This is a genomic window from Clostridiales bacterium FE2011 (assembly GCA_017569305.1).
Classification (GTDB): domain Bacteria; phylum Bacillota; class Clostridia; order Christensenellales; family Aristaeellaceae; genus Aristaeella.
The window spans coordinates 2,355,818-2,381,228 of sequence record CP069418.1 but is presented as its reverse complement, the minus strand read 5'-3'; the positions used below and the strand labels follow the sequence as shown (position 1 = coordinate 2,381,228).

Here is a 25,411-nt window from a genome sequence, read left to right as displayed (position 1 = left end):
AAACAAAAAAATAAAAACCCATGTTTATTATTCATTCGAAGGGTTGGGTTGTCAAGAGAAAGTGGCTGTGGAGGTTTATTCCTTAAAGCTGTGCTCCCCGGCGAAGAGGAGGGTGCCGTCTTCCTTCACGCCGACAACATAGTCCCCTCCGCTGCCAATATCCGTGAGGCCGGACCATCCTGAAACATCCGGCGCTTGCGTGCCGTCCGGTGCGAGAATCACTGCCGTGCCGTCGTTTTTCAGGCCGAGGATCCAGTGGGAATCGAGGCTGACCTTCCGGATATCCCGCCAGGAGCTGAGCAGCAGCGACAGTTCCTCCGGAGCCGCCATCACGGTGCCGTCCTGCCGGACAGCCGCAAAGGTATACTGATACGCCCCGCCCGGGGCAAGGACGGTGGATCCTGCGCCAATGCTGATTACATCCGTCCAGTTTTCCCATGCCGGTTCGGGATAAGCGTCCTCATCCGCCGCGGAACGGGCGGCGTATACCCGGCCGTCCCCTGACAGGCACAGGAGCCTGTACTCAGAATTCGTCATGGCGGTTATACCGGACAGCCGGCTGCCGCCTTCCTCCGGGGCATAAACCCATGCCAGGTTTCCGAATCCGCCGGTGAGCAGCCGGTTATCCTTTGTGAGCAGGACGGGATAGCCGAAATCATTCATCAGGCGGATATCCTTCCCGACAGTGCCGTTTGAGTCTCGGAAGGTACCGCTGGCGTCGAGAGTATAAAAGCCCCAGCCGAGCCAGGCCAGGCTGACCTGCCGGATATCCCGAAGGCCGGCAGCCCAGGAACGGAGCTCCCGGTTGTCCGCGTTGCACACGCATTCCACCGTACCGTCTTTCCGCAAGGCCAGCATACCATAGGTGCCTGCCTTGACGGAGCTGATATCATGCCAGAGGGTCTCCCCCGCGTCGATGAATTCCGCCTTCATCCAGCCGGAGCGGCTCCGGCAGGTCCCGTCATCAGAATAGCCCAGGTTAACCTCATACCAGAGACTGCCCCGGTCATCCGTCTTCGCGTCCCGAACCCAGACGCAGGTATCCTGCGGCAGGCGGATCATCTTCTGCCCACCCGGAGCTTTGCGGAGCGCCACATCCGTATTGTTCACGACGCCGAAGCCCAGCGGATCCGCGAAGGCAGATGACAAAGCGGAGAAAAGCACCAGGAAAACCAGCAGCCATGGAATCATCTTTTTCATGTTGATCATCTGTACTCCTTTGAAGGTTCCACAGAATAAACGAACGGATCAACGGTTTTGATGCATGGCGTCAAAAAAAGGAAAAAGGGAACGGTAAGAACCGTCCCCTTCGTTCATTATTCATTCGAAGGGTTGGGTTGTCAAGGGTTGGATCAATGTACAAAAAAGCGGACACTGGGGGAACGAACTGAGAGGTGCCCCAGTGGGGCATTCGCCAAAAAGTGGACACTGGGGACTGTCCCCAGTGTCCACATTTCGGGAACACCAAGATGTATTTCAAACATTGTTTACTCCTCGAATTCAGACAGATCCAATGCTGGTGAAACAACTCCTTTTTTCATGTTCTCCACAGCGCTGTCCATCATCTTCAGGGTATTTGCTGACACTTCAAAGGGAGCGGTCAATACTCTTGGTTCAAGCACGATTCTCTGATCCGGAAGAACGGAAACATGATAATACTCATACTCAGCCTCACGCAGGGTAAGCCTGTTCTTTGAATCCAGTTTGGCATCATATTCCCTGACAGTTGCTTTCATATTGATCTCTCCTTTCCCACAAAAGCAATGGTGGGATATCCCACTTCCATGATACAATGTCTTGCAATCATTGTCAAGCGCTGGACAGACACAGAAAAAGGACTGCCCCAAAGCAGTCCTTTTCAAATTTCGGACAAGGAACCGTCCACTGTCCGGAGCTTATTCTCCCTTGCTCATCCTGGCCAGGATTTTGTTGATTATGACCGTGTAGGCGGCCGAGTTTTTGTAGCCGGTTTCAGCCTCCCCCACCGTTTGTCCGTTGGAATCGATGAAAAAAGTGGTGGGGAGCCCGTAAACCGGGAGCATATCGACGAAGCCGTCCCAGGGAACCAGGTTCAGGTAATGGGCGTCCTTCCAGGCGAGGACTTCTTTCGCGTCGGCGATCGTCCGGCTGTCCTCCGGGTCCTGGATATTCAGCACAACGCCGACCACGGCGACGTTCTTTTCCTCCATCTTCCGGGAAAGGTAATCCAGCTCCCACAGTTCCTCGAGGCAGGGGCCGCACCCGGTGCCCCAGACGTTCAGCATCGTCAGGGTATGGCTGCCGAACAGATCCTCAGACCGAACCGGTTGTCCATCCAGGTCTACGGTTTCGAAAGTCAGCAGCACGCTGTCCGCATCCTTCGGCTGGAAGAGGCGGAGCCGGTCCGGCTGTTTGCAAAATTCAACCAGGGCTTCCGCCTCCGCCCGGGCCTCCGCGGAAAGCCTGGACGCAAATTCAAATCCCTCGGGCAGGTACCGGACGTAGAAGGTGCAGTCCCCGGCGGTGCCCAGCACCTGGAAGTGTTCTGTTTCATAGGCTTCCTGCAGTTCGGGATGGATATCGTCAATCGTCTTTCCGTTTTCAACGCAGAACAGCTGCAGCAGGGAAACGGATTTCCCGTCGATCAGGGCATTATCCTCTTTCTTGAAGGAGGCCAGCGGTTTGGAAAAGATGCCGCGTTCCTCCTGCGGGACGGAAAAATACCACAGCTCCGCTCCGCGGGCGAAGGTGTCCATCTTCAGGTCACGAGTAATGTAAAGGAGGCCGTCGATATCCGCGGGGAGATCAATTTCAACGCCTGTGGCCGGGAAGCTGACGGTCTGCAGGGCGGCATCGGAAGACGCGCAGGCGGGAGAAACGCACAGTGCCGACACCAGGGAAAGGATCAGCAGAAGGGAAAAGAGTCTGCTTCGCTTCATGGGGTATTCCTCGCTTTCTGTTCCGGAATGTATATTGTCTCTTTGCGCAAAGAAGTTCCTGTTAGCAGAAGATTCAGGTCCCCGGAGGAGATTTCTCCGCAACCTCAATCGTCGCTTCTTACCGCAATCTCAATGGTCGTGACTCCACACTGTGGAGCTCACTCCCTTTCGATTGACCTCTCGGGGCTGATACCCGCAACTTCAATCGTCGCGACTGTCCCCCGGACAGATCGCTCGTTTCAGTTGACCTCAGAACCGATGAGATTCCCTCCACTGGAGGTCATCGGTTCTTCGCCCCGTTCTCCACTGAAAACTGTCCACTGGACAGTTTTCCGGGCGTTCCGAACCCCGCGCACCGCGCACGACAGGACTCCGTTTCATTTCGGCTACGCCGACAGCGCACTGCGCTGACATTCAGCTTGCTCCCCATGCGAACGCTTCGCGTTCTTATTCGAAATGACATAATGGAGACAACGTAGTTCCTGATAACCTTCGGAAGACTTCTTCCTGGCATCAAAGCGTCAGTCCTTGCGGATCACAAGGTTCCACTCACCGAAAGCGGTGCCGGTCCGCAGTTCAAAGTCCGGGTCGAAGCTGTAGCCCTTCGGCACTCTCAGCACCTGGACATGGTAATCCGCCGGCTCCCCGGTGAAGGTGACCACGCCGTTTTCATCAGAGGTTTCCGCCTGGCAGGCTGCGTCCGTGCAGAAGCTGACCATGACGCCGGGCACTGGCCGGTTGTACTGGTCAATCACATCCAGGGTATAGGCACCCGTGTCCGGCTGCTCCGCTGTCGGCGGATCTTCCTCCTCCGCGTATTCCCAGGTGACAACTATCTTATCCTCACGCAGTTCCTCAACCATTTCCCGGATAGCATCTTCATCCGGGAACAGGTATTTCTCGAGGAATTGCGGATTACTGTCGATATAACTTTTTGTTTTTGCCTCCAGAAACGCAGTGAACCAGCCGCTCTTGTCCGGAACCCGCTTCAGCGGCATCTCATAATAGTAATTGCCCTGCTCCGGATCCAGCAAGGTATACACATCCAGATCCCACGCATCGTTGATAAAGTCTGTGAAAACCATATCCCGCAGGTCATCCCCTGCCGCCAGTTCCATTCTCAGCCGGGCGGTATCCCCGTCGATCACCCAGCCTTCCTCCACTTCTTCAAGCCAGCATTTCGTCAGCTCCTCGTCGTCATAATAACGGAGCGTGAGGAGAACCCGGCGGGCATCCTCGTTTTCCACCCAGATCCTGCGGGCTGAGGAAACCGGAAGCGCCTGGGTTTTTGACGGCAAAGGAATACTGGAGAGGGGAACCGAGGCGGTATAATCCTCCGCCAGGAACACATCCAGCAGCCTGAACAGCTGGTCGCTGTCCACGAAGGCGCCCGCCTGGATATAAACGATGTTGCCGAAGCGGTCCACAATGATTGTGGTGGGCGTCCCCAGGCTGCCGCCGAGATAATTCAGGATGCCGGTGACCGATTCCCGCGCCACGGGATAGGCCATGGCATATTCTTCCTTCATTTCCCGGAGGATATCCCAGGTGTCCTCCGAATCGATGGTCATGCCGATGAACGCAACCCGTTCCCCGTATTTTTCATACGTCTCATTCAGGTACGGATATTCCATCTTGCAGGGATGGCACCAGGAGGTCCACAGGTTGATCAGCACCGCGTCGTGGTCCTGCAGGGCTTCCGAAAGGCAAAACACATTCCGCTCCGTATCCATGGTGCGGAAATCCGGAAGCGGCTTGCCCAGGAAAGGATTTTCATCCGCCGCAGCCGTGCCGAGGACACAGAGCGCCAGAATAGCAAACAGGACAGCCAGCTTTTTCTTCATCTGTTTTTCCTCCTGAAAAGAGACGGGTAATTGCAATTGTTGTACCTACATTTTACATGTTTTATTATATATGAATTGAAGAAAGGGCGCAAGAGAATGGAACGAAGGGGACGGTTCTTATCGTTCCTCCCGTTCTTGTATTTCGGAAAAAGGGAACGATAAGAACCGTCCCCTTCGTTCACGCTAATCTCCGGCAGACGTCCTCTGTCACATCGACCAGGAAATGTTCCAGCTTTTCCCGGGTGTAATAACGGAAGGCGGAAATATCCACCGCGGGAACGTCGTACTGGACATGCAGCAGATGATGCTTCATCTTTGCGATGTCCTCCGCCGTGAAATAGTCCGCGAGGCCTTCTTCCTTCGCCGCGGCCAGCAGGGACCGGATCTCCTCCGTGTGAGAGCTGTGCTGGTAAAGCCATTTATCAATGGCGCTTGCTTCCGCATAGAAGGCTTCCTTGAATTGTGTTGGATCCATGGGCGGGACATATTCCCGCCGGGTACCGTTCCAGATTGTCACATCATTCCAATAGTCCGTCATACAATGAACGAATATGCCGGCGGCAAGCATCCGCCTGGAAACATCTTTTTCGTCTTTTTCGTATATGTTCCGGAACCGGTCCATGTTCCGCAGCCATCTTTCGTTATCCCGCACGTCGCCCCAGGGACCGCAGCCCTCAAACAGATGGGAGTGGATCTTGCTTTCCACGGTATAATCCGGACGCATGTGCACCGCGTCCGGCGCAACGGAACCCAGCAGGAAGGCTTCCCGGCCTTCGGTAAGGCCGAGCCGTTCCATGACCCTGCAGGCTATTTCCATGTGTATCATCTGAAAGGACATTGATTGTTGCTCCCACATATCATTCTTCCTGACGGACGTTATCAGGATTATAGCATAAAAAGCGGACACCGGGGACAGTTGATGTGTACCCTCTTTACTGGACACCAGTAAGGAGGGTATTTTTATGCATTACAGTTATGAGTACAAGAGGAAATGCGTTGAGATGTACAGAGAAGGAAGGTGGCCAGAGACCCCAACAGGTATTAAAGATCCCAAAAACTTTCACAGGATGATCCTGCGATGGTTCCATGCAGAAGAAGCAAATGGGCCGGAGGTTCTCAAGCGCCGGGGGACTAATAAGGAATGGACTCCAGAAGAGAAATATGAGCTGGTTGCCAAGGTTATTGCAGGTTCATCAATCCTGTCAGTAGCTAATGAGGCAGGTATACACAACGGCTTACTTTCTCGCTGGGTTCGCAAATATAAGCTCGAGGGGTATAATGGTCTGGTAAACATGAGAAAAGGCCGACCATCAAAGGAGCCCCATATGAAGAAAATCAATTACAACAACCCTAGGAAACTCAATGAATCCGAGTATGAAGAGCTTGTGAGACTAAGGGCCGAAAACGCATACATTAAAGCAGAAATCGAAGTCATAAAAAAAGAGATCGCCTTGAGAGAAGAAAAAGAGGCTGCGCGACTCAAGGCGAAAAAGCAGCGATCATCAAAGAACTTAGAGAAGAAGGATACCAACTGAAGTATCTTCTTAAAGCGATGTGCCTTTCCAGATCTACGTACTATTACGAAGTTTCAAAAGAAGACATTGTAGCGAAAAGAAGCGAAGCAGTCGCATGTGTGATCAGGGAAATCTTTGAACACAACAAAGGTCGATATGGTGTTCGGAGAGTACACCACGAACTGATCAATAGAGGCTATAAGGTAAACCACAAAAAGGTCCAGCGATTAATGCATTGCATGGACCTTAAAGGTAAACGTCCGAAAGAAAAGTACCATTCTTATCAGGGAGAAGTTGGAAAGGTGGCAGATAACCTCATTAACCGAGACTTCAGTACAACAAAGCCTTTGCAAAAATGGACAACAGATGTTTCTCAATTCAATTTATCTTGGGGAAAATGCTACCTCTCTCCAATTCTGGATATGCACACAAACGAGGTCATCTCATACGATCTTTCGTTAAGTCCAAACATGGAACAGATCCGACGGATGCTGGAAAAAGGGCTGAGCAAGTTTTCCTCGCTTAATGGTCTGATTTTTCATTCAGACCAAGGCTGGCAGTACCAACATGCTTATTTCAGAAAGGCTATTGAGAAGCGTGGCATTATTCAGTCCATGTCCCGAAAAGGAAACTGTTATGACAACAGTATCATGGAGACGTTCTTCGGACGACTGAAGAATGAAATGTTTTATGGATGCGAGAAAGAATACAAATCATATGAGGAGTTCTCCTCAGCCATGGCGAAGTACATTGACTACTACAACAATGAGCGCATCCAGGCAAAAACAAAATGGATGCCACCCGTAAAATACAGGATGGCATCCATGGGTTGAGCCTCGATCATAAATCAATGTGTCCAGGAAACTGGGTACATATCAAGTCCCAGTGTCCGCTTTACGAATGCAGAATGCAGAATGAATGATGTTTCTTTACAAAAGCAGTTCCGAAAAAGGTAAAGGTTTAGGTCTCCGGAGGAGACAGTGGGCGAAGCCCAAATGCTGTGATCGCTGTAACCCAAATGCCTTCGACATTTGGACAGCTGTAGCATGGCAACTGTTACCCAAATCATAGATTTGGACAGTTGCTCAACAATTAAGAATGCAGAATGCAGAATGATATAGTGTTTCCGCCTGTCGCTTTGAAAACGGTGTAGTTCCGATTAGGTTCCCGAACGTATGCGAGCTGGGAGATCTCCCCACGCGGACACTTCGTGTCCTTGGTCGAGATGACAATGTGGGCTGATGGGTGTTCCGATTACGTTCCAGGTTGCATACAGGCGAGGAGATTCTTCGACGCGGGCATAAATGCCCTTGCTCAGAATGACAACGTGGGCGTGTCAGGCAACTCTTATCTATGCAAGAGTCCATATAATTCTGAATTATGAATTATGAATTGTGAATTAAGAAAAGGACGCCCGGGATTATCCCGGGCGTCCTTTTCTTCTCAGATCTTCGGCAGGCGGGCACGGAAGGCGGCCAGCTCGTCATCGGTGGGAATGTAGTCATCCATCTGGCCGTTGTGGAACTTCTCATAGGCCACCAGGTCGAAGTAGCCGGTGCCTGTGAGGCCGAAGAGGATGGTCTTCTCTTCGCCGGTTTCCTTGCACTTGAGGGCTTCGTCGATGGCCGCGCAGATGGCGTGGCTGCTTTCCGGGGCAGGCAGGATGCCTTCGGTGCGGGCGAAGGTTTCGGCCGCTTCAAACACCCGGGTCTGGGGCACGGAGACCGCGCGCATCATCTTGTCATCATACAGCTGGGACAGGATGGGGCTCATGCCGTGATACCGCAGGCCGCCGGCGTGGTTCGGGGCAGGAATGAAGTCGGAACCCAGGGTGTACATTTTCGCCAGCGGGCACACCATGCCGGTGTCGCAGAAGTCGTAGGCGTAGACGCCGCGGGTCAGGCTGGGGCAGGAGGCAGGCTCCACGGCGATGAAGTCGTAATCCGCTTCACCCCGCAGCTTCTCGCCCATGAAGGGGGCGATCAGGCCGCCCAGGTTGCTGCCGCCGCCGGCGCAGCCGATGATGGTATCCGGCTTGATGCCGTATTTGTCCATGGCGATCTTGGTTTCCATACCGATGACGGACTGGTGCAGGAGCACCTGGTTCAGCACGCTGCCCAGGACGTAGCGGTAGCCGGGATTGCCCACGGCCACCTCAACGGCTTCGGAAATCGCGCAGCCCAGGGAGCCGGTGGTGCCGGGATGCTCCGCCAGGATCTTCTGGCCCACCTGGGTGGTCATGGAGGGAGAAGGCGTCACGGAAGCGCCGTAGACCCGCATTACTTCCCGGCGGAAGGGCTTCTGCTCATAGGAGACCTTGACCATGTATACCTTGCAGTCCAGTTCGAAATACGCGCAGGCCATGGACAGGGCCGTGCCCCACTGGCCGGCGCCGGTCTCGGTGGTGACGCCCTTCAGGCCCTGCTTCTTGGCGTAGTAGGCCTGGGCGATGGCGGAATTCAGCTTGTGGCTGCCGCTGGTGTTGTTGCCTTCGAATTTATAGTAGATCTTCGCGGGGGTGCCCAGCTTCTTCTCCAGGCAGTAGGCCCGGACCAGGGGAGAGGGGCGGTACATCTTGTAGAAGTCCAGGATCTCCCGGGGCACGGGATATTCGCGGGTATCGTTGTCCAGTTCCTGCTGCACCAGCTCGTCGCAGAAAACGCCGGAAAGCTCCGCCGCGGTCATGGGCTGATGGGTGCCGGGATTCAGCAGGGGCGCGGGCTTGTTCTTCATATCGGCCCGCAGGTTGTACCAGTAAGTGGGCATCTCGGATTCGTTCAGGTAGATTTTGTAGGGAATTTCATTGTGCGCCATGGTTGCAGTCTCCTTTCTGTCTGTCGGAATGTTAATGAGGCTTTGGGACTGCGGTCCGGGTGCGATAAATAAATAAGACCTGTCCCAGTTTTTTGCTGGGACAGGTCTGAAAAATTCATTCCTGCGGTGCCACCCGGCTTGGCGCGTTTCCGCGCCCTCCTCACTGCGTACATTCATACGCGGACCTTTGATCACGGAGGGTCAGCTCCGTCTCACATACTCGGTTGCCCTTTCAGTTCGCCCTCGGAAGTCCATTCCTTTCCGGCTTCCCTGCCGCGCTTCCACCGCCGGCGGCTCTCTGTAAGGAAAGATTATGGAAAGTACTCACTCTTCTTCAACGGTTTATCAAAGCATAGCACAAGGAGAAAGCGGAGCGCAAGAGGATGGGTTGTACTTCTGGTGTATTGAGACAATTCACAATTCATAATTCATAATTCATAATTAATTGTTTTTACATAATGTTGTTCCTTATATGTTGAAGGTTTACATCTCCGGAGGAGATCTTTCGACGCGTTCGCTGCGCTCACTTGCTCAAGATGACAGCGTGGAGGCTGCGGTTTATTCTTAAGGTTAAGGTGACTGAACCTCCTACCTCCTACTTCCTACTTCCTACCTGCCGCGAAGCGGCCTACCTCCTACCTCCTACTTCCTACCTGCCGCGAAGCGGCCTACCTCCTACCTGTTATTCTCTCTCAAGCCTGCTCATCTTCACCTTGCTGTCCATGGCCTGGAGGAAACCCTGAAGGTTTTCTTCAGTGATGTTTTCGAAAAACTCGGGATCGTTGGTATAGATTTCCTTGACCGGGTTGAAATCGCTGAAGTAGACGTGATTCACGATTTCCCGGAAGGGTCCCATGTCCTCCTCGGTGAACCAGTAGCGGTTGTTTTCCGCATAAGACTGCATTTCCTTGGTCAGGGCGTCGATCTTTTCGTTCACCTCCAGGAGGATATCCGGATCGTCATCCGCGCCGGCCTTCCGCGCCTCCAGCTGCTCCAGCTGTTCCCGGTACATTTCCAGGCCCTCCTCATAGAAGACGTTTTCCAGAGGCAGGTCCGGGATCTCCGTATAAACATACGGATCGGAGTTCCGGCTCGCGTCCCGCGCCGCGGCGACGCATTCGATGGCCTCCTGCACATGGGCTCCGTAAGGATTGACAACGAAATACCAGACATCCCCTTCAAGGGGCGTATAGATCGGCTCGGCATCCTTCCGGAAAGTCAGGGGCAACGCTCCGAATTCAAAGGAATCGTCCTGCGCCAGGTTCAGGTCATAATCATAGAAAAGCTGTGTGCCGGAATAATCCTCCTCCGGGTACAGTTCCTTCACCCGCAGGTACTTCCGCAGCACGTTTCCCAGCATTTCACTCTGGTAGTCTGCCGGGATTCCGTCCCGGGTCATTTCATCGTCAAAATGCTCCAGGAGCGTCACCAGAGAAAGCTCGTGCATAAAGGGATTGACGCTGATATCCCGATTGGCGTCCTCGTAGTTTTCCTTCCAGTCGATACAGAAATCAAAATACTCCTCCCAGGTGGTCGGCACGGTCAGCTGCAGCCGGTCAAAGAGGGTCCTGTTATAGTTGAGGGCGGCGTACATCACATAATAGGGATGCGGGAACGCCGCGATCTTATCCCCGTCCATGAGCGTCTTCACAAAAGGCGCATACATCCGACCGGCCTTTTCCCTGATGACCTCCGACGCGGACAGGTCCGCGTAGTATCCCTTGGCCTTGATGTCGCTCAAAAGGTTCAGGTCATGCATGATATAGATATCCACATCCGGGGTCTGCGTCAGCACATCCCGGATAAACCGCGCCTCCGTCTCCTCGCCGTCCGTATCCACCGGGCGGATTTCCCACGTGGGATGGGCTTCATAAAAGGCGGTGAAATATTCATCATCTGCGTAAAGTCCGCAGATCGACAGGGACAGCTTTTCCTCCGCGGTTTCATTGAAGGAAGAGATCTTCAGCATGCCGCCGGTTGTGGCCGCCAGGCCCTGCGGAAGCAGGCAGAAATCGACAGCATCCTGGGTAAACACAAGGCTTGTATCCGTCACGGTCCCGTCTTTCTGCGCCTTCTTAATCCCCCGCTGGGTCATCAGGTAAACCGTATCGGGAGCGGCGTATACCATTTTATAGGCATAGCCGTCTTTGCCGATATCCGCCCAGGTCTCCGCCGTACCGGTATCCGGCGAGATTATCTGCAGGAGAACCGTGTCCTCAGGCCAGCCCGACTCCCGGGTCAGGGCGAGGATATTCCCGTCCTCCGTTACATCAAAGCAGACCATGCCCGGGATTGTCGTGAAGGTTTCCTCTCCGGCCTGAAGGGCCAGCCGGACCACCGTCGCGTCCTCCGACATTTCCTCCCGGAGCGTAAAAAACAGGCAGCCGTTGCGTAAAACGCACTGATCCGCAAGCAGCTCCGGCCCGTGATTCAGCGTCAGCATGGGATCGCCGCTGTAGTCCCCGCTCGGAGCGACCAGGCGGAAAAGATCCGCATGGCTGTCTTCGCAGCTTATGGCGTATACCGAATGATCATCGGCCAGGAGGGCGGAGATGCCGTTCGGGAATTCAGAAGAAGCCGCCAGCAGCATCTTTTCTCCCGAAGGTTCCACCCTGTACAGTCCGCTGGCAAGCAGGCCGTAGAGTATCCCGTTGCAGCTTTCCAGGGCATAGACATTGTCATCATTGCAGGAAATATTCTTTGAAGTATATTCCCCGGTCTCCGCGCCCGCGGCGCAGGCGCTGAAGAGCATGGCAACCAGCAGGGTAACCAACAAAATGCGTCTCATTCATTTAGCTCCTCTCTTTTTCTGATCCTTCCTGATTATTTCCACAGCACGATCCCGGTATAACCGATGCCGCATACCGGCGGAGTCTCCAGGAAAGTTTCCCCTACCTGCTCCCCGGTATAGGCGTCAATCCGGATACTGATGTGAATCGGAAGATTCTGACTGCCTCCAAAGACAGCTTTTTCTTCTTCCATCATCTGTTTGTTTTTTGCGCTCATTTCATTCGTATACTCTTCCTCACTAAGGACGGCTTTGGAATAGAAAACATCACTGGCAAGCGCATAAATAAACTGCCAGACAGGGTGGTCCATCCCGTCCGGGATATATATCAGCTCGACCATGACATCGATGTGTTCCGTCATTTCCGGTTTCCATCCATCCATGGCTTCAATGACGTCGATTGATTTCTGCTTTGCTTCTTCATATGGAATACATTGTTCATCCGGCAGCACAATATCCAGCCGTAGAAAATCAAGAATCGGATTAAAGGATTGAATGCTGTCAAAAAACTCCATGTCCTTTTCAGGTATACTGTCCAGCTTCGGTTCCCATTGCTGCTTCAGTTCATATATATCCTGATAACTGAACATGCATTTCCCAACCTGCTCATTCAGCCATTCCACCGTTGAAACAGGCGCCGGTCCTTTGATCTCAACCAGTTTTCCATTGGAATCCAATGAACCGATCACCAGGCCGTTCGTCATCGGTTCAGCGTCTTTCACATAAAAGCTGAAATCCCAGCAGCCGTCTTCATTCTGCACAAGGTTATATGGCGTCAGGTTGTCCCGGGTATACCCCAGCTCCGATTCACAGTACTGATAAAGGATCTCCCTGATGTCATCCGCCTTTTCCGCACGGGATCCACTGCATAAAGGCTGAAAGGAAAGAACACATAAGAGAAGTAAACAAATTATTTTTTTCATTGAAGTCATTGTTCTGTACATTACTCCTTTCAATGCTTCAGACTTACAGGCTCCATATGTACGCAGCAGCGTACATATGGAGCCCAAATACAACTAAGTTTTATTCAAATGACCAATGAGGCCGGTTTTTTCCGGCGTCATACAGTTTATTCTTTGTGTCAAAGCCAGTCTGGCCGTCAGAAGCCAGTCCCATTGCTGTCTGATAGTGTGAAACACCGTCTACAGTAACATTTCCATAAATACCGTCACGTTTGCCGCATTTGCCAAGATTGCTGACGTTGACATCTCCCTGGACATTGCATACGTACTGTTTAAGATGAGGACTATTTTTCCCTCCATGTCCTTTTTTCAGGGTGCTGCCGGAGTATCTCCATCTGTATTCGTCAATTGTATATTCCGCCAAAGCAACACTGGTAAAAATCATCAAGGCAGCCATCAAAAGAGCTATTATTCCAAGTTTCTTCATTTATTGTTTCTTCCTTTCGGTAAATATGATTGGGGTTAACCGTTACATCTACTTGAAAAAACGCTGAATGTGGTATAAGCTCTTTGTGTTCCCACAGAACGGGCACCGTTTAACGGTGGATGCTTCGCTGGCATTGTTTTGCGGGAACTTTTTCTTTATGTTGGGACCACGAATAAATATCCGCATTTTCTTTCTCCTTTCTGTACAGATTTATAATGATGACTGATCCGGATCTTATGTATGCAGCGATTCTTATCTCCACATAAAACAAACCCTTTTCAATCATTATTATCCTGGGCTCTTTTCACGTCCGGGATATATCATTCGTGATACTCCCCCCGTCGAAATGCAAGTGCCGGATATGGCTATAGCGAATACACCAGGTAACACAATCTGCGCTACAGGTTCTTACACCTCTATGTTTTTATATAGATATGACTTTATGTAACAGCATTAAACCAATTGCAATATTGTTTCTGAAAGAACAACCGCAGCAAATCTATTATTGGAACATAGGGGTGTCTTTGCTGGATTTTTTTACCAGCTCCATTTATATGAACGACAGAACAGCCTGTTTTGTTCCCACAGTGTCCACTTTCTGAACATTAACTTGCATGTTATCTTGTATGGTATCTTGTATTGTTTCTCGTTTATTTCCTGATATAGCGCTGGTTCCGGCTGGTGGGTTTGTCCGGAACACTCATGGTAATCAGTGATCTTTCCAGGGCAGGAAGCAGGTACATTTTCCGGAAGTTGTCCCGGGATTTCAATTCCAGCTTCTGCATGAGCTGGGCGCCTGTATAAGGCACATCATACTCCATGATATCCAGGAGGCGTTTCACGGCTTCAGGCAGATAGGCGTCTTCCCCGGAAACCTGCTCCAGGGCCCAGTCCAGGGTTCGGTTGATCTTATCCAGCATGAATTCAATAAACGCATCCGAACTGCCGGAGGAATGACAGACAGCGATCGCGTCATAGTATTCCTGCTGGAATTTATGGATATGGTTCTCAATCGGCAGATACTGGAAAACGGGATGCCACTGCATCAGCAGCGCTGTCTGCCACAGGCGGGCCATCCGTCCGTTCCCGTCCTCAAAAGGATGGATAAAAACAAACTCATAATGAAAAACAGAAGAGAGGATCAGGGGATGCAGCGTTTTCCTTGCGTCCTTCATCCAGGCGAACAGTGATTCCATATGGTCAGGCACCAGTTCCGGAGGCGGCGCCATAAAGATGCACTTGTTTCCCCTGAAGACACCCTCATTATGATCCCGAAATACGCCGGACTGCTGCACAGTCAGATATGTCATGATCCCATGAAGTCTTTTCAATTCCTTCAGCGAGAAAGGATCAAAATGGCCCAGCTGTTCATAGGCCTGGTATGCGTTCTTGACTTCCTGGATATCTTTGGCTGGGCCGATTACCGTCTTGCCGTTAATGACGCTCCTGACCTCATCCAGCGAGAGGGAATTTGCCTCAATGGCCACAGAGGACCAGACAGAACGAATGCGGTTGTTCCTGCGCAGATGGGGCTTCGTTTCAAAAGAACGATAACCGCTGATCCTGCCAATCTTTTCAGCAATCTCCGCAACCTGCCCCAGCATCTGGACAGTGACCGTAAAAGGCGGTGCATAGCCTTCCATATCATCCCCTCGCTTTCGTATTTTATTATATGTGATTTGAAAGAGCAGATCAATAACTTGCATGTTATCTTGTATGGTTTCTTGTATGGCAGACGTGAGAAGTGGACACTGGGGACAGTCCCCAGTGTCCACTTTACCAGATTTCCCATCTTGCTTTTTGTCCAAAAGCACAATATAATTGTGCTTGCAAAAGATAATTGTGTTGTCAGCACATATTTATTGTGCTTTTCTATCCGATGAAAGGAGTCTTGGATCATGAATCAGGCGCTGAAGGAATATGCCGACTGGGCAGAGGAAGAAGCCGCCGCTCCCGCGGAAGATCCGGTGGCGGAGCTGATGCGCGCGCGGAAGGACGAGGCGCAGTGCGCCCTGCGGACCTGGCTGGTGCCCATGGCGGATGATATTGACCGCTGCATCCGGGAGAAGTATCTTTCCCGGATCCTGCAGGAGATGAACCTGCGGCTGGTCAACGGGGACCTGAGCCAGCTGCTGGGCATTCCCGTCGTGTCAGAGCGGATTGAGCCCCGGGAGATGGAAATGGGTTCCGTCACCTGCTGGCGCCTGAACCGGACGGACTTCCTGGCGGACGTTGACCTGAGCGTCACCCTCACCGTGGAAAAGGAAAACCGGGACCTTCCCGTCTGTTTCCGCTTCTGCCTCTCCCTCTGGTTTACCACCGAGGACGGGTTCGCCTTTGAGGTACAGGAGCTGCACCTGGCGGAGAACAAGCCGGACCGCAGCTTCTGGAAGCTGGACCGGTTCCTGGTGCCCGTCCTGCGGGAGGATGAGATCGAAGCCGGCGCCGACCGGCTGTGGGAAAACTGCCTGCCGGACAAGAAGGAGCCCCAGGAGCGGGAGGCCCGGGCCCTGGCGGAAAAGCTGGGGCTGAACATACTGGAAATGCGCCTGCACTGCCAGAACCGGGTGCGCAGCATCCTCTTCTTCCGGGAGGGTTCTGTCCTGACCCAGGAGGAGAAAGCTCCCGGAGAGGAGGACTTCCCTTTCCCGGTTTCCCGCCCGATCCCGGCCAATACCATCCTCATCAACACCGCCGCCCGGTCTGAATGCCGGGACCTGGATATCCTGCATGAGTGCATCCACTATGAATGGCACCTGCTCTTTTACCGGCTGCAGAAGCTGATGAGCACCAACCCGGCGGAGATCCGCTATCGTACCGTGCGCAACTCCATCGGCCGGCCCTCCTGCGATCCCCTCCGCTTTATGGAGCACCAGGCGAGGACCGGGAGCATCGCCCTGCTGCTGCCCCAGGGGCTGATCCGCCCCCGGGCCTGGCGCCTGTTCCAGCAGGCCAGCGCCTATCCCTCCGTCAACAATTACCAGAACCATCCCGGCTTCCGGTGGGACCGGGTCATCCGCAGCCTGGCAGAGGAATACCGGGTGCCCCGCACCACCCTGCGCCGCCGCCTGATCCAGCTGGGTCACCAGGCTGCCCGCGGCGCCGTCAACTATGTGGACGGGAAATACATCACGCCCTTCGCCTTCTCGGAGGATCACTCCGCGGACGGACAGGCCACGCTGGTCATCGGGCGGAAAGCGTTGGGAGACCTGTACCACCGCAGCGGGGAATTCCGCCAGCTCATGAGCCGGGGAGACTTCGTCTACGCGGACGGGCACGTCTGCGTCAACGATCCCCAGTTCATCCGGCCCACGGAGGAGGGCGCCTGCCTTACGCCCTGGGCCAACGCCCACGCCGACGCCTGCTGCCTGCGGTTTGAGAAGGTCTGGCTGCAGGAGAATGAGGAATCCGTCTGGCTCTTCGGCACGCTGAACAGCAGCGAGGATTACATCCGGGAATATGACCGCTTCCTGGACAGGCGGCTGAGCCTCTCCGCCCGGGAGCGGCTTGCCCGGCGCAACCGGCTGATGGCCTCCATGCCTGCCGCCTTCCCGGAGGCGCTGGTGTACCTGATGGAAAACCGGGATGAGGGCCGGGTGACCGTGGAGAAGCTGGCGGAGCTGGCCCATGTTTCCGACCGGACCGTTCACCGGTACCGGAGCAGCCGGAACAGCGCCTACCATCCGGACGTGGTGGTGGCGCTGTGCATCGCCATGCACCTGCCGCCCTGGCTTTCCCGCCTGATGCTGGACAAGGCCGGATTCTCCGTGAAGAGCTATGGGCCCCGGGGTTACTACGGAGAGATCCTGGACTGTTGCTTCATGGATACGATCAGCGAAGTGCAGGAGTATCTGAGAAGCGCAGGGTATCCGGAACTGCGGCTGCAGGAAGAGTAAAACCAATTCGGAATTCACAATTCATAATTCATAATTGTTTTTCTTCACCGCAACACAGCGGATAATGTGACAGTGTGAAGAGTGTAGAGTGTAAAGTTGCGGCTACGGCCGCGGAGGAGATCTTTCGACTCCGGCTTCGCCACCCCGGGGCTGATACCCGCAACTTCAATCGTCGCGACTGTCCCCCGGACAGATCGCTCGTTTCAGTTGACCTCAGAACCGATGAGATTCCCTCCACTGGAGGTCATCGGTTCTTCGCCCCGTTCTCCACTGAAATAGAGCCACTGGCTCTATTTCCGGGCGTTCCGAACCCCAAGATGACAAACTAAACTTAATGATGAACTCAAAACGTATAGGATGTCATTCTGAGCAAGTGAGTGAAACGAACGCGTCGAAGAATCTCCCCTCCCGTTCACATTCGGGAACGCAAGTGGTATGCCCAAACGCCTATTATCCGTCTGAGTCTATATAATTATGAATTATGAATTGTGAATTATGAATTAAGCGGACACTGCATTCACAGTGTCCGCTTCTTTTATCTTTCGTTTTCCTTGATCTTCATGCCCTTTTCGTAGAAGCAGCAGCCCATGCGGCCGTTCTCCTTCACGTGATAGAGGGCAGTGTCCGCGCGGCGGAACAGCTCCTGGGAATCCGCTTCCCCGTCCCCGATGGCAATACCCACGCTCATGCTGACCGACGGGGAGCCGTCGGAGTCGTCCATCAGGGCGGCGTTGATCTGGTCCACCTTGCGCCGGATCAGTTCCTCCGGTTCATCCTTCAGGTTCACCATGAAGACCGTGAACTCGTCACCGCCGATGCGGCAGATATAGTCCACAGAGCGGAAGTTTTCCGTCAGCACCCGGCCGACCTTCTTCAGGGCTTCGTCGCCGGTCTCATGGCCGGAGGTATCATTGATCTCCTTAAAGAAGTTCACGTCCAGGATCATCAGGGCGGTGGAGGAAAGATCCAGGCTTTCCCGGATCAGGTCATAGCCTGCCCGGTTATACACACCCGTCAGTTCGTCATGGGAGGCCTTGAAGCTCAGGCTCTCAATATTCTTCTTATAGGTGTGGTACATCTTGTTGTAGGTGTCCGCCAGGTACCGGAATTCCTGGGCGCCGGTGACCGGCAGCTGTTCATCCTTGCGGATGTGGTTCACAGCCTTCAGCAAGGGCCGCACGCCCAGCCGGGTGGTCAGCCACAGGATCTTGAACACGCAGATGCTCTGGAGCAGGATCAGGGCGATCATCCACTTCAGGGAGGTGCCCGTTTTGGCTTCCATTTCCTCCCGGGTCTTCTGGGTGCTTCCGGTCAGGGTGTCCACGCACTCCTGCATATCCTCCCGGATCCGGCTCTTCTGCGCGTAATAATCCGCGTCATGGGTCAGCAGCTGTGCCTTGTTCGTTTTTTCCTCTCCGGACAGCGCCTTGTCCTCTTCGGTCAGTTCCACCTTCTGCAGGGCGGCCGGGATATCCGTATCCCCGGAGGCGTCCAGCATCAGGCGCATGGCATAGTGTTCCCGGTTCATCAGGTCCATGGATTCATTCATGGCCGATTGCAGCTGGGCCAGGGCCGGGGAATTGGGAGCGTTCTTGAACATGACCGCCAGGGCATGCTCCCGCCTGCGCTCTCCCTCCGCCTCCCGGAAATAGTTTTCCAGGTGCGTCCGGTCGCCGATAACGGTATAGCGCTGGACCTCCTCCGTCAGGTAATCGGAGGCGTCCATCAGGTCATCCGCGGCGGCAGCCAGCTCGATATAGTCTCCCGTCGCGTCGGACAGGGCGTCAAAAGCCCGCACCGTGCTGATGGTGGTATACAGCAGGATGGCCATGATGATCGCGGACAAAAAGAGCATAAGCCAGGAAAAGCGTCTCAGTGAAACGCCCCGCTCTGCTCTTTTTTTGATTAACGACACGATCATGACCCCCTGATATAGTTTTTTACAATTCACCCAGACTACACTTGCATTTTACCTTGTCACCGTGGTAGTGTCAATGTAGAAAAAAGCCGGAAAAATTTACGGAACTTTTTGATGAGTGCATACGTCATACTTAGTGAAACCACTTTGAAGGAGGATTTCTTTTATGCGTAAACTGACTGCAATCATCCTGGCCCTTGTGCTGGCCCTGTCCCTGTCCGCCGCCCTGGCGGATTCCACCATCTCCGTCTCCGGCACCGGCGAGGTGCTGGTCCCCGCCGACGTGGCGGTTGTGTCCCTGGGCGTGAATGCCCGGAACGCCGAGGCGCCCCGTGCCCAGGCGGAAGCCAACGAGATCATCGCCCGGATCCGGGAAGCCCTGACGGCTGCCGGTTTTGCCGAGGATGATATCAACACCGGGTATATCAACCTCTACGGTATATACGACTACAGCAGCTACGGTGGCAGCGAAAAAATCACCGGCTACAACGCCTCTTCCAGCCTGGCTGTCCGGGTCACGGACATGAGCCGCGTGGGCGAGGTGATTGACCTGGCCTTCGGTGCCGGCGCCAACATGCTGGACGGCGTTTCCTTCTCCGTGCAGGATGAAACCGCTGCCCGGGCGGACGCCCTGAGGATGGCTGTGGAAGACGCAAAGGCCAAGGCCGCCGTGCTGGCGGAAGCCGCCGGATTCACCAACCTGGAAATTGAAAACATCCAGGAAAACGGCGTGTACGCCTATGACAGCGGCGCCAACAACTTTGCCGTAAAGGCCGCCGGAATGGCAGAGTCCGCCGCCGACGCCGCCACCATCATCCACGCGGCGAAGATCAGCGTGAATGCGAACATCATTATTACGTTTGAAGTGAAGTAACTGATAATTCTCTTTACTGAAGAAGTTCCTTACACGTTGAAGGTTAACATCCCCGGAGGAGATTCTTCGACGCGGCCGATGAACGGCCTTGCTCAGAATGACAATGTGAGCCTTTGGAATTATTCAAAGCGTAATGGAATAGCGGCAGGAGCGTGACTGAGGGACTGACTGTCTGTCACTGTTTTCGAAGAAAATGTGACTGAAAGTCTGTCCCTTCTGTCACTGTTCCTGCCGCTGTTTGCTTTCTGCTCACAAACAGGTAGAATTCTGCCTGTTTTTCTAGTATCATGGTGCCAATCCCAATTCTTGTTTCATCTCAAGGAGTACTATGTCCATTAATTTTGATCTTTTGATTGCCGGGTGCAATACCCGCTGCAGGCACTGCTATGTGAACGGCGGCCCGGGACCCATGATGCCCGCGGAGCTGGCGCTTTTGTGCATTGAAAAGCTGGACACCCTGGCAGCCCTCCTGCCCTGTGAAACCAGCTTCACCATGGACAATGAACCCATGAACCATCCGGAGATTGAAACCATCATCCGGAGCGCTGCTTCGACCCAGCACATTCCCCACTACCACCACGGCATGACCAGCGGCATTGCCCTGCTGAACCGGAAAGACCGGGACGCCGTGCTGCAGGCTTATATGGACTGCGGCTACCGTGACTTCGGCATCACCATCCACGGAAACGCCGCGCACCATGATGAGATCGTCCGGCGGGACGGCGCTTACCAGGCCTCGGTTGACGTTGCGGAATATATCAAGTCCCGCGGAGCAACAGTCGGCCTGTCCCTGATGTTCAACCGGTTCTTCCCGGAGGATGCGGATGGGATCGACAGCCTGATCACCAGGCTTCAGCCAAGCTGGATCTTTTTCGCCGTTCCCAATTTCACGCCCCATGTGCACATGGCGGAGTTTGAACCTTACCGCGGCACCCTGGAGATGCTCAATCAGCTTCGCCCGCAGCTGGATCGCTGGCGCTGGCCGGAAGAAATGCGGCAGGAAGTCTGCACCCCCGGCATGCTCCGGGAGCGGATCGAAGGCGGGCTTGAGATCGCGGAGCTGTTCCGGCAGCCCCAGGACGAACTGTACCTGACCGTGCATCCGGACGGAAACCTGTATGTGGGAAACACCGGTGCGGAAACGGAATGCCTGGGTAATATGCGGACGCTGGATATCCGGGAGACGGCCCTGCGCATCAGTGAGCTGCCGGGAAACCGGGACTATACCGCGTTCTATGACATTGACCGCCTGCCCGGCCGGGAGGAACTGCTCCGGGCGCTGGAGCAGCTGCCTCAGGACCTGGCGTACAGTGATACCGCCAGCGCCATTTACAGAATTCTGGCAGCGATGGACGTTCCGACAAAGATCATCCGTTAATTAATTGAAAGTGGACACTGGGGACTGTCCCGGGTGTCCAAAATAAAGTGGACACTGGGGACTGTCCCGGGTGTCCATGCAGTGCTTCCGCAACCTCAGTCAGATTCATGTCCTGATAATAGTAAAGGAGAATCACGTCTTTATACCGGACAGGCAGCTTCAGCAGCGCCTGGCCAAGTTCTTCCGCCTCTTCATCCTTTTCGCTTTCTTCAGCGGCCAGCTGGAGGTCGTCCGGGTTCACGCTCATTTTCCTGTGGCGAAGCCAGGCGGAACGAAGCATGTCACGGCAGGTGTTGACCCCGATCTTCATGATCCAGGTTTTCATGCTGCAGCCTTCCCTGAACTGATCCATGTTCTTGTATACCTTCAGGAATGTATCCTGCACGGCATCCTCAGCCAGGGTCATGTCACGCAGATACATAAAGCACAGGCGCTTCAGCGGCATCTGGTATTCCAGTACCAGGTTGTCAAACAATTCTTCCGTGTTGCAGGACGGGCCCTTTTCCGCAATCATCCGGTGACCAACCTCCTTTCACATATACTGACGATGCCGGTTCGTGTTTTTTGCATCATTTCTGAAAAAGTTTTGTGTTGGATACAATCATAGCAAAAAAGAGCCAAGACGGCTACAAAAAAACGGCAGAAGCAGTGACAGAGGGACAGACTTTCAGTCACATTCTTTTCAAGAACAGTGACAGACAGTCAGTCCCTGCAGTCACACTTCTGCCGCCTGGACACTGTACGTCATGGTGTTCCGGTAAAAATGGACACTGACTGTCCCAGTGTCCATCCATTTGCCGCAGACTATTAATTCTGAATTCTGCATTCTGAATTCTGCATTGCAGAAAAATGATTAATCATTTTTCTGCAGGTCCCCCATTACTTTTTTCTCATCATACGCCGCAAGGAGCACCGCGCCCAGGACGCAGAAGCATACAGCCACCACCGCGACAATCCGCAATCCCACGGGAGACGCGGTCAGGTCGTTGCTGGTCAGGTCCTGTGTGGTGCCCAGCACCGCCAGGGAGGTGAATACCAGCATGGCCACGGACTGGCCGAACTTCATGGCGAAGGTCCGGGCAGCGAAGAACATGCCTTCCCGCTTTTCCCCGGTCAGCAGCGCGTCCTGCTCCGCCACATCCGCCACGATGGCCTGGGGAATGATGCCCAGCAGCGCCATGGGGAAAGCGGCGATGATCACGATAAGCGCGCCGGGAACAATGCCCGTCAGACCCGGCACCACGCCGATCAGAGCCGTGATGACGTAAGCCACCGCCAGGCCGAGGAAGCCGATGATGACCAGCTTCTTCTTGCCCTGCTTGGCTACCAGCTTGGAAACAAAGGGATAGAAGCAGGCGGAGAGCACCGTCATGGCGCCCAGGAATACGGTCGTGTAGAACTCATCCAGCTGCATGGATACCTTCACAAAGAAGGGCAGGCCGGTCTGGAACAGCGTCAGGCCGATCCAGTAGGCCACGTCCGACGCGGCAAAGCGGCGGAAGTTCCTGTTCCGGAAGGTTTTCGCCAGGCTCTTCATGGCGTTGCTGTCGCTGGGCTCCGCGTCCACGAAGTCCTTTTCCTTCAGCTTGAAGCAGGGCACCAGCATGCAGGCCAGCGCCACCGCCGCCAGCACGATGAACAGGATGCGGTAGCTCCAGGCATAGCTGACAGCGGACTGGAGGAAGGATGCGAACACAAAGGGCAGGTAAGCAATCAGGGTACCGAAGAAGAAGGTCAGGGAAATGGCCGTGGATATGTACATCCGGTCTTCCTGGGTTTTGCCGAATTCGGAAATCAGCGCGTTATACGGCGTACAGTACATGGTCATGAACAGATAGAAGAGAATCAGGAAAACAAAGATCCAGACGATGTTCACCGTGCTGATCGCTTCCACAGGGGCGAAGAACACAAGGATTGTAATCACGGCAAAGGGAATGGCCGCTTTCTGCATAAAGGGAATGCGCCGGCCCTTCGGGTTCCGGCTCCGGTCGGAGAGCGACGCGATCCAGGGATCCGTCACCGCGTCAAAGATCCGGCAAAAAAAGGTGATCAGGCCGAGCACCGTCAGCACGCCGAAGATCACCAGGCCCGTCGGCACATAGAACTTCGCGCCCGCGTCCACCGAGCTCTGCGTCGGCAGGTAGAAGGTCACAAGCCAGGTGTTGATGATGCCGCTGAGGATGGACCAGCCCAGCTGGCCAACCGCAAAAATCCACATTTCCTTTTTTGTCAGACGTCTGGTTTTCATACTGTCTTCCTGCTTTCTATATGGTTTTGAACTGTTGATAACAGTATAGCATAAAGACAGGATGACAGGACGGAAGCGGCACGAAAAATACTGGATACAGGGAGAACCGCAAAAGTGGACACTGGGGACAGTCCCCAGTGTCCGTTGTTCACTATATAAATACCTTCCTGAAACCAAGATCGCCGAAATCATTCTGGTGATCAACAATCAGCCAGGTCGCGTCTGATGCTTTTACTGTATCGATAAGATATGCGATGGCGTCCGCATCCAGATTGGATGTGGCTTCATCAAAAATGAACATGTCCCTGTTGAGCAGCAAAGCCCTGGCAATACAGATTTTCTGGATTTCTCCTCCGGAAAGGCGGGAGCCGTTTTCTCCAATGCGTTCATCGCCTTCCGAAGCCAGGCGGTCTATGACTGTGTCGAGCCCCAGCCCCTCTATGATCTGACGGTAACGGGAATCTGTGCGCGGTGCTTCCACGCCATAGAAAATGTTCTTCTCCACACTTTCGTTGAAAACATAACTATGCTGGGAAACATACGAAACGCAGCTGATGAGGGAAGAATGCTCGATATCATCCAGTGAAACGCCGTTGATCGACACCGTGCCTTCATTTGGCTTAACCAGCTGAAGCAGCATCCTGATCAGGGTGCTTTTCCCTGAGCCGTTGCGCCCGACAAGCTGAACCCGCTCTCCTTTCCCTATCCGCATATTAAAACCATGAATCAGATCCGTCTGATCGCTGTATGAAAAAGCAATATTGCTGTACTCTATCTGCTGAATACTGCCCAGGTTTTTCTTTACACCCGCCGCCGGATGTTTCGAATCGCTGAAGAAGAAATCGGAAACACGCTTTAAGGCTGTGATTGCCGGCTGAAGGATAACCGCGGTGCCTGCATAGGACAGGATCGGCGCATACAGTTTGCCCGCATAGTTCGAGAGCGCGACAAATGAACCCATTGTCACCTCTCCTTTTATAAAATAGATGCCGCCGATGAGATAAATGATCACCGTAAGAATGGAACTGACAGATCCCATCCCCACCGAGAAACCGTTGATGGTATTGGACTGCTTTTTCTGGCTGTCCAGGGCGGTTCGGTTATAATTGTCGATCTTTTCTTTCTCAACATCCTCAAGGCCCTGGGATTTTACGGTTTCCATTCCCCGAAGCGTATCCTGCACCTTGCCTGCGTATTCCGCAGAATGATTCAGGGCCTCCTTAACCTGCTTGTTGAGTTTGCCGGAAACAAGAACCACTGCAAAAATAAGGATCGGGACAGGAATCAGCAGCATCAGCAGAATCTTCCAGCTGAGCGACAGCAGGATCACCAGGGCAAAAATGAATTCCAGCAGCGCTGACACAAGGGAAAGGCTTTGCGTGGAAAAGAGTGCGTCAATGGCACTCACTTCTTCCACACGGGCATTGATGTATCCCACGTCGTTCCCGGTATAGAAGGAAAGGTCCATCGTCATCAGCTGGTCATAGATGCCCGCTTTCACTTCCTTAAGAAGGCCATTCCCCAGGTAAATAAGGAGTTTGTTTGAAAAGTACGTAAATGCGTATTTGAAAAGATAGGTAAACGCCAATGCCAGGATCAGTTTGATGAGCATCGGCATATCTTTCTTCAGGAAGCCATCGTCAATAATCAGCTGGATCAGCTTTGCGGGAAGCATTGCAAGCAGCGCGGCAAAGACGCAAAGAAAGATGGAACCGGTGAACGAAAACAGGTTCCTTCGCAAATAGCTTTTAACAATCCTTCGGAAATGTTTCATAGTCCCCATCCTTTTATCGCAGGCACCGGGAACTGTCCCCGGTGTCTCCCCGGTAT

General features: G+C 53.7%; 18 protein-coding genes and 1 pseudogene. 5 read left to right on the top strand and 14 right to left on the bottom strand.

The window, feature by feature from the left end; translation table 11 throughout:
* Window positions 1-75 precede the first annotated feature (75 nt).
* The 5 genes from JRC49_10790 to JRC49_10770 all read right to left on the bottom strand — a co-directional run bounded on the left by JRC49_10790 (window position 76) and on the right by JRC49_10770 (window position 5,600).
* Window positions 76-1,209, bottom strand: coding sequence for a hypothetical protein (locus tag JRC49_10790; GenBank protein QTE70285.1), 1,134 nt, complete (start codon window positions 1,207-1,209; stop codon window positions 76-78).
* 278 nt (window positions 1,210-1,487) lie between these two features.
* Complete coding sequence (locus JRC49_10785) at window positions 1,488-1,736, bottom strand: hypothetical protein (protein QTE70284.1); 249 nt, start codon at window positions 1,734-1,736, stop codon at window positions 1,488-1,490.
* 159 nt (window positions 1,737-1,895) lie between these two features.
* Window positions 1,896-2,918 carry a TlpA family protein disulfide reductase gene (locus JRC49_10780; protein ID QTE70283.1) on the bottom strand — a complete coding sequence of 341 codons (1,023 nt, stop codon included), beginning with the start codon at window positions 2,916-2,918 and terminating at the stop codon, window positions 1,896-1,898.
* A 521-nt stretch (window positions 2,919-3,439) separates the two neighbouring features.
* Window positions 3,440-4,762: a redoxin family protein gene (locus JRC49_10775; GenBank protein QTE70282.1), complete on the bottom strand. Its 1,323-nt coding sequence runs from the start codon at window positions 4,760-4,762 to the stop codon at window positions 3,440-3,442.
* A gap of 178 nt (window positions 4,763-4,940) precedes the next feature.
* Window positions 4,941-5,600 carry a zinc dependent phospholipase C family protein gene (locus JRC49_10770; GenBank protein ID QTE70281.1) on the bottom strand — a complete coding sequence of 220 codons (660 nt, stop codon included), beginning with the start codon at window positions 5,598-5,600 and terminating at the stop codon, window positions 4,941-4,943.
* A 124-nt stretch (window positions 5,601-5,724) separates the two neighbouring features.
* On the opposite strand from JRC49_10770, the gene JRC49_10765 reads away from it, so the two are divergent.
* Window positions 5,725-6,297 (top strand): helix-turn-helix domain-containing protein, encoded by a 573-nt coding sequence (locus tag JRC49_10765; protein ID QTE70280.1) that lies wholly within the window; start codon window positions 5,725-5,727, stop codon window positions 6,295-6,297.
* Window positions 6,201-7,109 (top strand): annotated as a pseudogene (locus JRC49_10760) (IS3 family transposase). The gene JRC49_10765 and the pseudogene JRC49_10760 overlap by 97 nt, the downstream one beginning before the upstream one ends.
* 610 nt (window positions 7,110-7,719) lie before the next feature.
* Here the strand turns inward: JRC49_10760 and JRC49_10755 are convergent.
* The 5 genes from JRC49_10755 to JRC49_10735 form a co-directional block, all read right to left on the bottom strand.
* Complete coding sequence (locus JRC49_10755) at window positions 7,720-9,090, bottom strand: TrpB-like pyridoxal phosphate-dependent enzyme (GenBank protein QTE70279.1); 1,371 nt, start codon at window positions 9,088-9,090, stop codon at window positions 7,720-7,722.
* Window positions 9,091-9,772: 682 nt separating this feature from the next.
* On the bottom strand, window positions 9,773-11,878 hold the full coding sequence (locus tag JRC49_10750; protein QTE70278.1) for an extracellular solute-binding protein: 2,106 nt from the start codon (window positions 11,876-11,878) through the stop codon (window positions 9,773-9,775).
* Between the two features lie 35 nt (window positions 11,879-11,913).
* The gene (locus JRC49_10745) at window positions 11,914-12,801 is read right to left on the bottom strand and encodes an NYN domain-containing protein (protein QTE70277.1); all 888 of its coding nucleotides are present in this window, start codon (window positions 12,799-12,801) and stop codon (window positions 11,914-11,916) included.
* 100 nt (window positions 12,802-12,901) lie between these two features.
* Window positions 12,902-13,267 (bottom strand): peptidoglycan-binding protein, encoded by a 366-nt coding sequence (locus JRC49_10740; protein QTE70276.1) that lies wholly within the window; start codon window positions 13,265-13,267, stop codon window positions 12,902-12,904.
* Between the two features lie 650 nt (window positions 13,268-13,917).
* Window positions 13,918-14,910, bottom strand: a complete 993-nt coding sequence (locus JRC49_10735; GenBank protein ID QTE70275.1) for a Fic family protein — start codon at window positions 14,908-14,910, stop codon at window positions 13,918-13,920.
* A 255-nt stretch (window positions 14,911-15,165) separates the two neighbouring features.
* Here JRC49_10735 and JRC49_10730 point away from each other — a divergent pair, with 255 nt between their 5' ends.
* Entirely contained in the window at window positions 15,166-17,163 is a 1,998-nt protein-coding gene (locus tag JRC49_10730) for a hypothetical protein (protein QTE70274.1), read from the top strand.
* 535 nt (window positions 17,164-17,698) lie between these two features.
* On the opposite strand, the gene JRC49_10725 is transcribed toward JRC49_10730, so the two are convergent.
* The gene (locus tag JRC49_10725; GenBank protein ID QTE70273.1) at window positions 17,699-19,078 is read right to left on the bottom strand and encodes a GGDEF domain-containing protein; all 1,380 of its coding nucleotides are present in this window, start codon (window positions 19,076-19,078) and stop codon (window positions 17,699-17,701) included.
* Between the two features lie 169 nt (window positions 19,079-19,247).
* Between JRC49_10725 and JRC49_10720 the strand changes: the two genes are divergently transcribed.
* Both JRC49_10720 and JRC49_10715 read left to right on the top strand, forming a co-directional pair.
* Window positions 19,248-19,955, top strand: coding sequence for an SIMPL domain-containing protein (locus JRC49_10720; GenBank protein QTE70272.1), 708 nt, complete (start codon window positions 19,248-19,250; stop codon window positions 19,953-19,955).
* Between the two features lie 328 nt (window positions 19,956-20,283).
* Complete coding sequence (locus tag JRC49_10715; protein ID QTE70271.1) at window positions 20,284-21,333, top strand: radical SAM protein; 1,050 nt, start codon at window positions 20,284-20,286, stop codon at window positions 21,331-21,333.
* On the opposite strand, the gene JRC49_10710 is transcribed toward JRC49_10715, so the two are convergent.
* The 3 genes from JRC49_10710 to JRC49_10700 all read right to left on the bottom strand — a co-directional run bounded on the left by JRC49_10710 (window position 21,323) and on the right by JRC49_10700 (window position 25,355).
* On the bottom strand, window positions 21,323-21,847 hold the full coding sequence (locus tag JRC49_10710; protein QTE70270.1) for a sigma-70 family RNA polymerase sigma factor: 525 nt from the start codon (window positions 21,845-21,847) through the stop codon (window positions 21,323-21,325). The genes JRC49_10715 and JRC49_10710 overlap by 11 nt on opposite strands.
* 339 nt (window positions 21,848-22,186) lie before the next feature.
* Complete coding sequence (locus tag JRC49_10705) at window positions 22,187-23,581, bottom strand: MFS transporter (protein ID QTE70269.1); 1,395 nt, start codon at window positions 23,579-23,581, stop codon at window positions 22,187-22,189.
* A 151-nt stretch (window positions 23,582-23,732) separates the two neighbouring features.
* Entirely contained in the window at window positions 23,733-25,355 is a 1,623-nt protein-coding gene (locus JRC49_10700) for an ABC transporter ATP-binding protein (protein ID QTE70268.1), read from the bottom strand.
* Window positions 25,356-25,411: the final 56 nt, after the last annotated feature.

Coding starts and splice junctions, on each gene's coding strand:
- JRC49_10790 (QTE70285.1), bottom strand. CDS start 1,209: ATGATCAACATGAAAAAGATGATTCCATGGCTGCTGGTTTTCCTGGTG.
- JRC49_10785 (QTE70284.1), bottom strand. CDS start 1,736: ATGAAAGCAACTGTCAGGGAATATGATGCCAAACTGGATTCAAAGAAC.
- JRC49_10780 (QTE70283.1), bottom strand. CDS start 2,918: ATGAAGCGAAGCAGACTCTTTTCCCTTCTGCTGATCCTTTCCCTGGTG.
- JRC49_10775 (QTE70282.1), bottom strand. CDS start 4,762: ATGAAGAAAAAGCTGGCTGTCCTGTTTGCTATTCTGGCGCTCTGTGTC.
- JRC49_10770 (QTE70281.1), bottom strand. CDS start 5,600: ATGTCCTTTCAGATGATACACATGGAAATAGCCTGCAGGGTCATGGAA.
- JRC49_10765 (QTE70280.1), top strand. CDS start 5,725: ATGCATTACAGTTATGAGTACAAGAGGAAATGCGTTGAGATGTACAGA.
- JRC49_10755 (QTE70279.1), bottom strand. CDS start 9,090: ATGGCGCACAATGAAATTCCCTACAAAATCTACCTGAACGAATCCGAG.
- JRC49_10750 (QTE70278.1), bottom strand. CDS start 11,878: ATGAGACGCATTTTGTTGGTTACCCTGCTGGTTGCCATGCTCTTCAGC.
- JRC49_10745 (QTE70277.1), bottom strand. CDS start 12,801: ATGAAAAAAATAATTTGTTTACTTCTCTTATGTGTTCTTTCCTTTCAG.
- JRC49_10740 (QTE70276.1), bottom strand. CDS start 13,267: ATGAAGAAACTTGGAATAATAGCTCTTTTGATGGCTGCCTTGATGATT.
- JRC49_10735 (QTE70275.1), bottom strand. CDS start 14,910: ATGGAAGGCTATGCACCGCCTTTTACGGTCACTGTCCAGATGCTGGGG.
- JRC49_10730 (QTE70274.1), top strand. CDS start 15,166: ATGAATCAGGCGCTGAAGGAATATGCCGACTGGGCAGAGGAAGAAGCC.
- JRC49_10720 (QTE70272.1), top strand. CDS start 19,248: ATGCGTAAACTGACTGCAATCATCCTGGCCCTTGTGCTGGCCCTGTCC.
- JRC49_10715 (QTE70271.1), top strand. CDS start 20,284: ATGTCCATTAATTTTGATCTTTTGATTGCCGGGTGCAATACCCGCTGC.
- JRC49_10710 (QTE70270.1), bottom strand. CDS start 21,847: ATGATTGCGGAAAAGGGCCCGTCCTGCAACACGGAAGAATTGTTTGAC.
- JRC49_10705 (QTE70269.1), bottom strand. CDS start 23,581: ATGAAAACCAGACGTCTGACAAAAAAGGAAATGTGGATTTTTGCGGTT.
- JRC49_10700 (QTE70268.1), bottom strand. CDS start 25,355: ATGAAACATTTCCGAAGGATTGTTAAAAGCTATTTGCGAAGGAACCTG.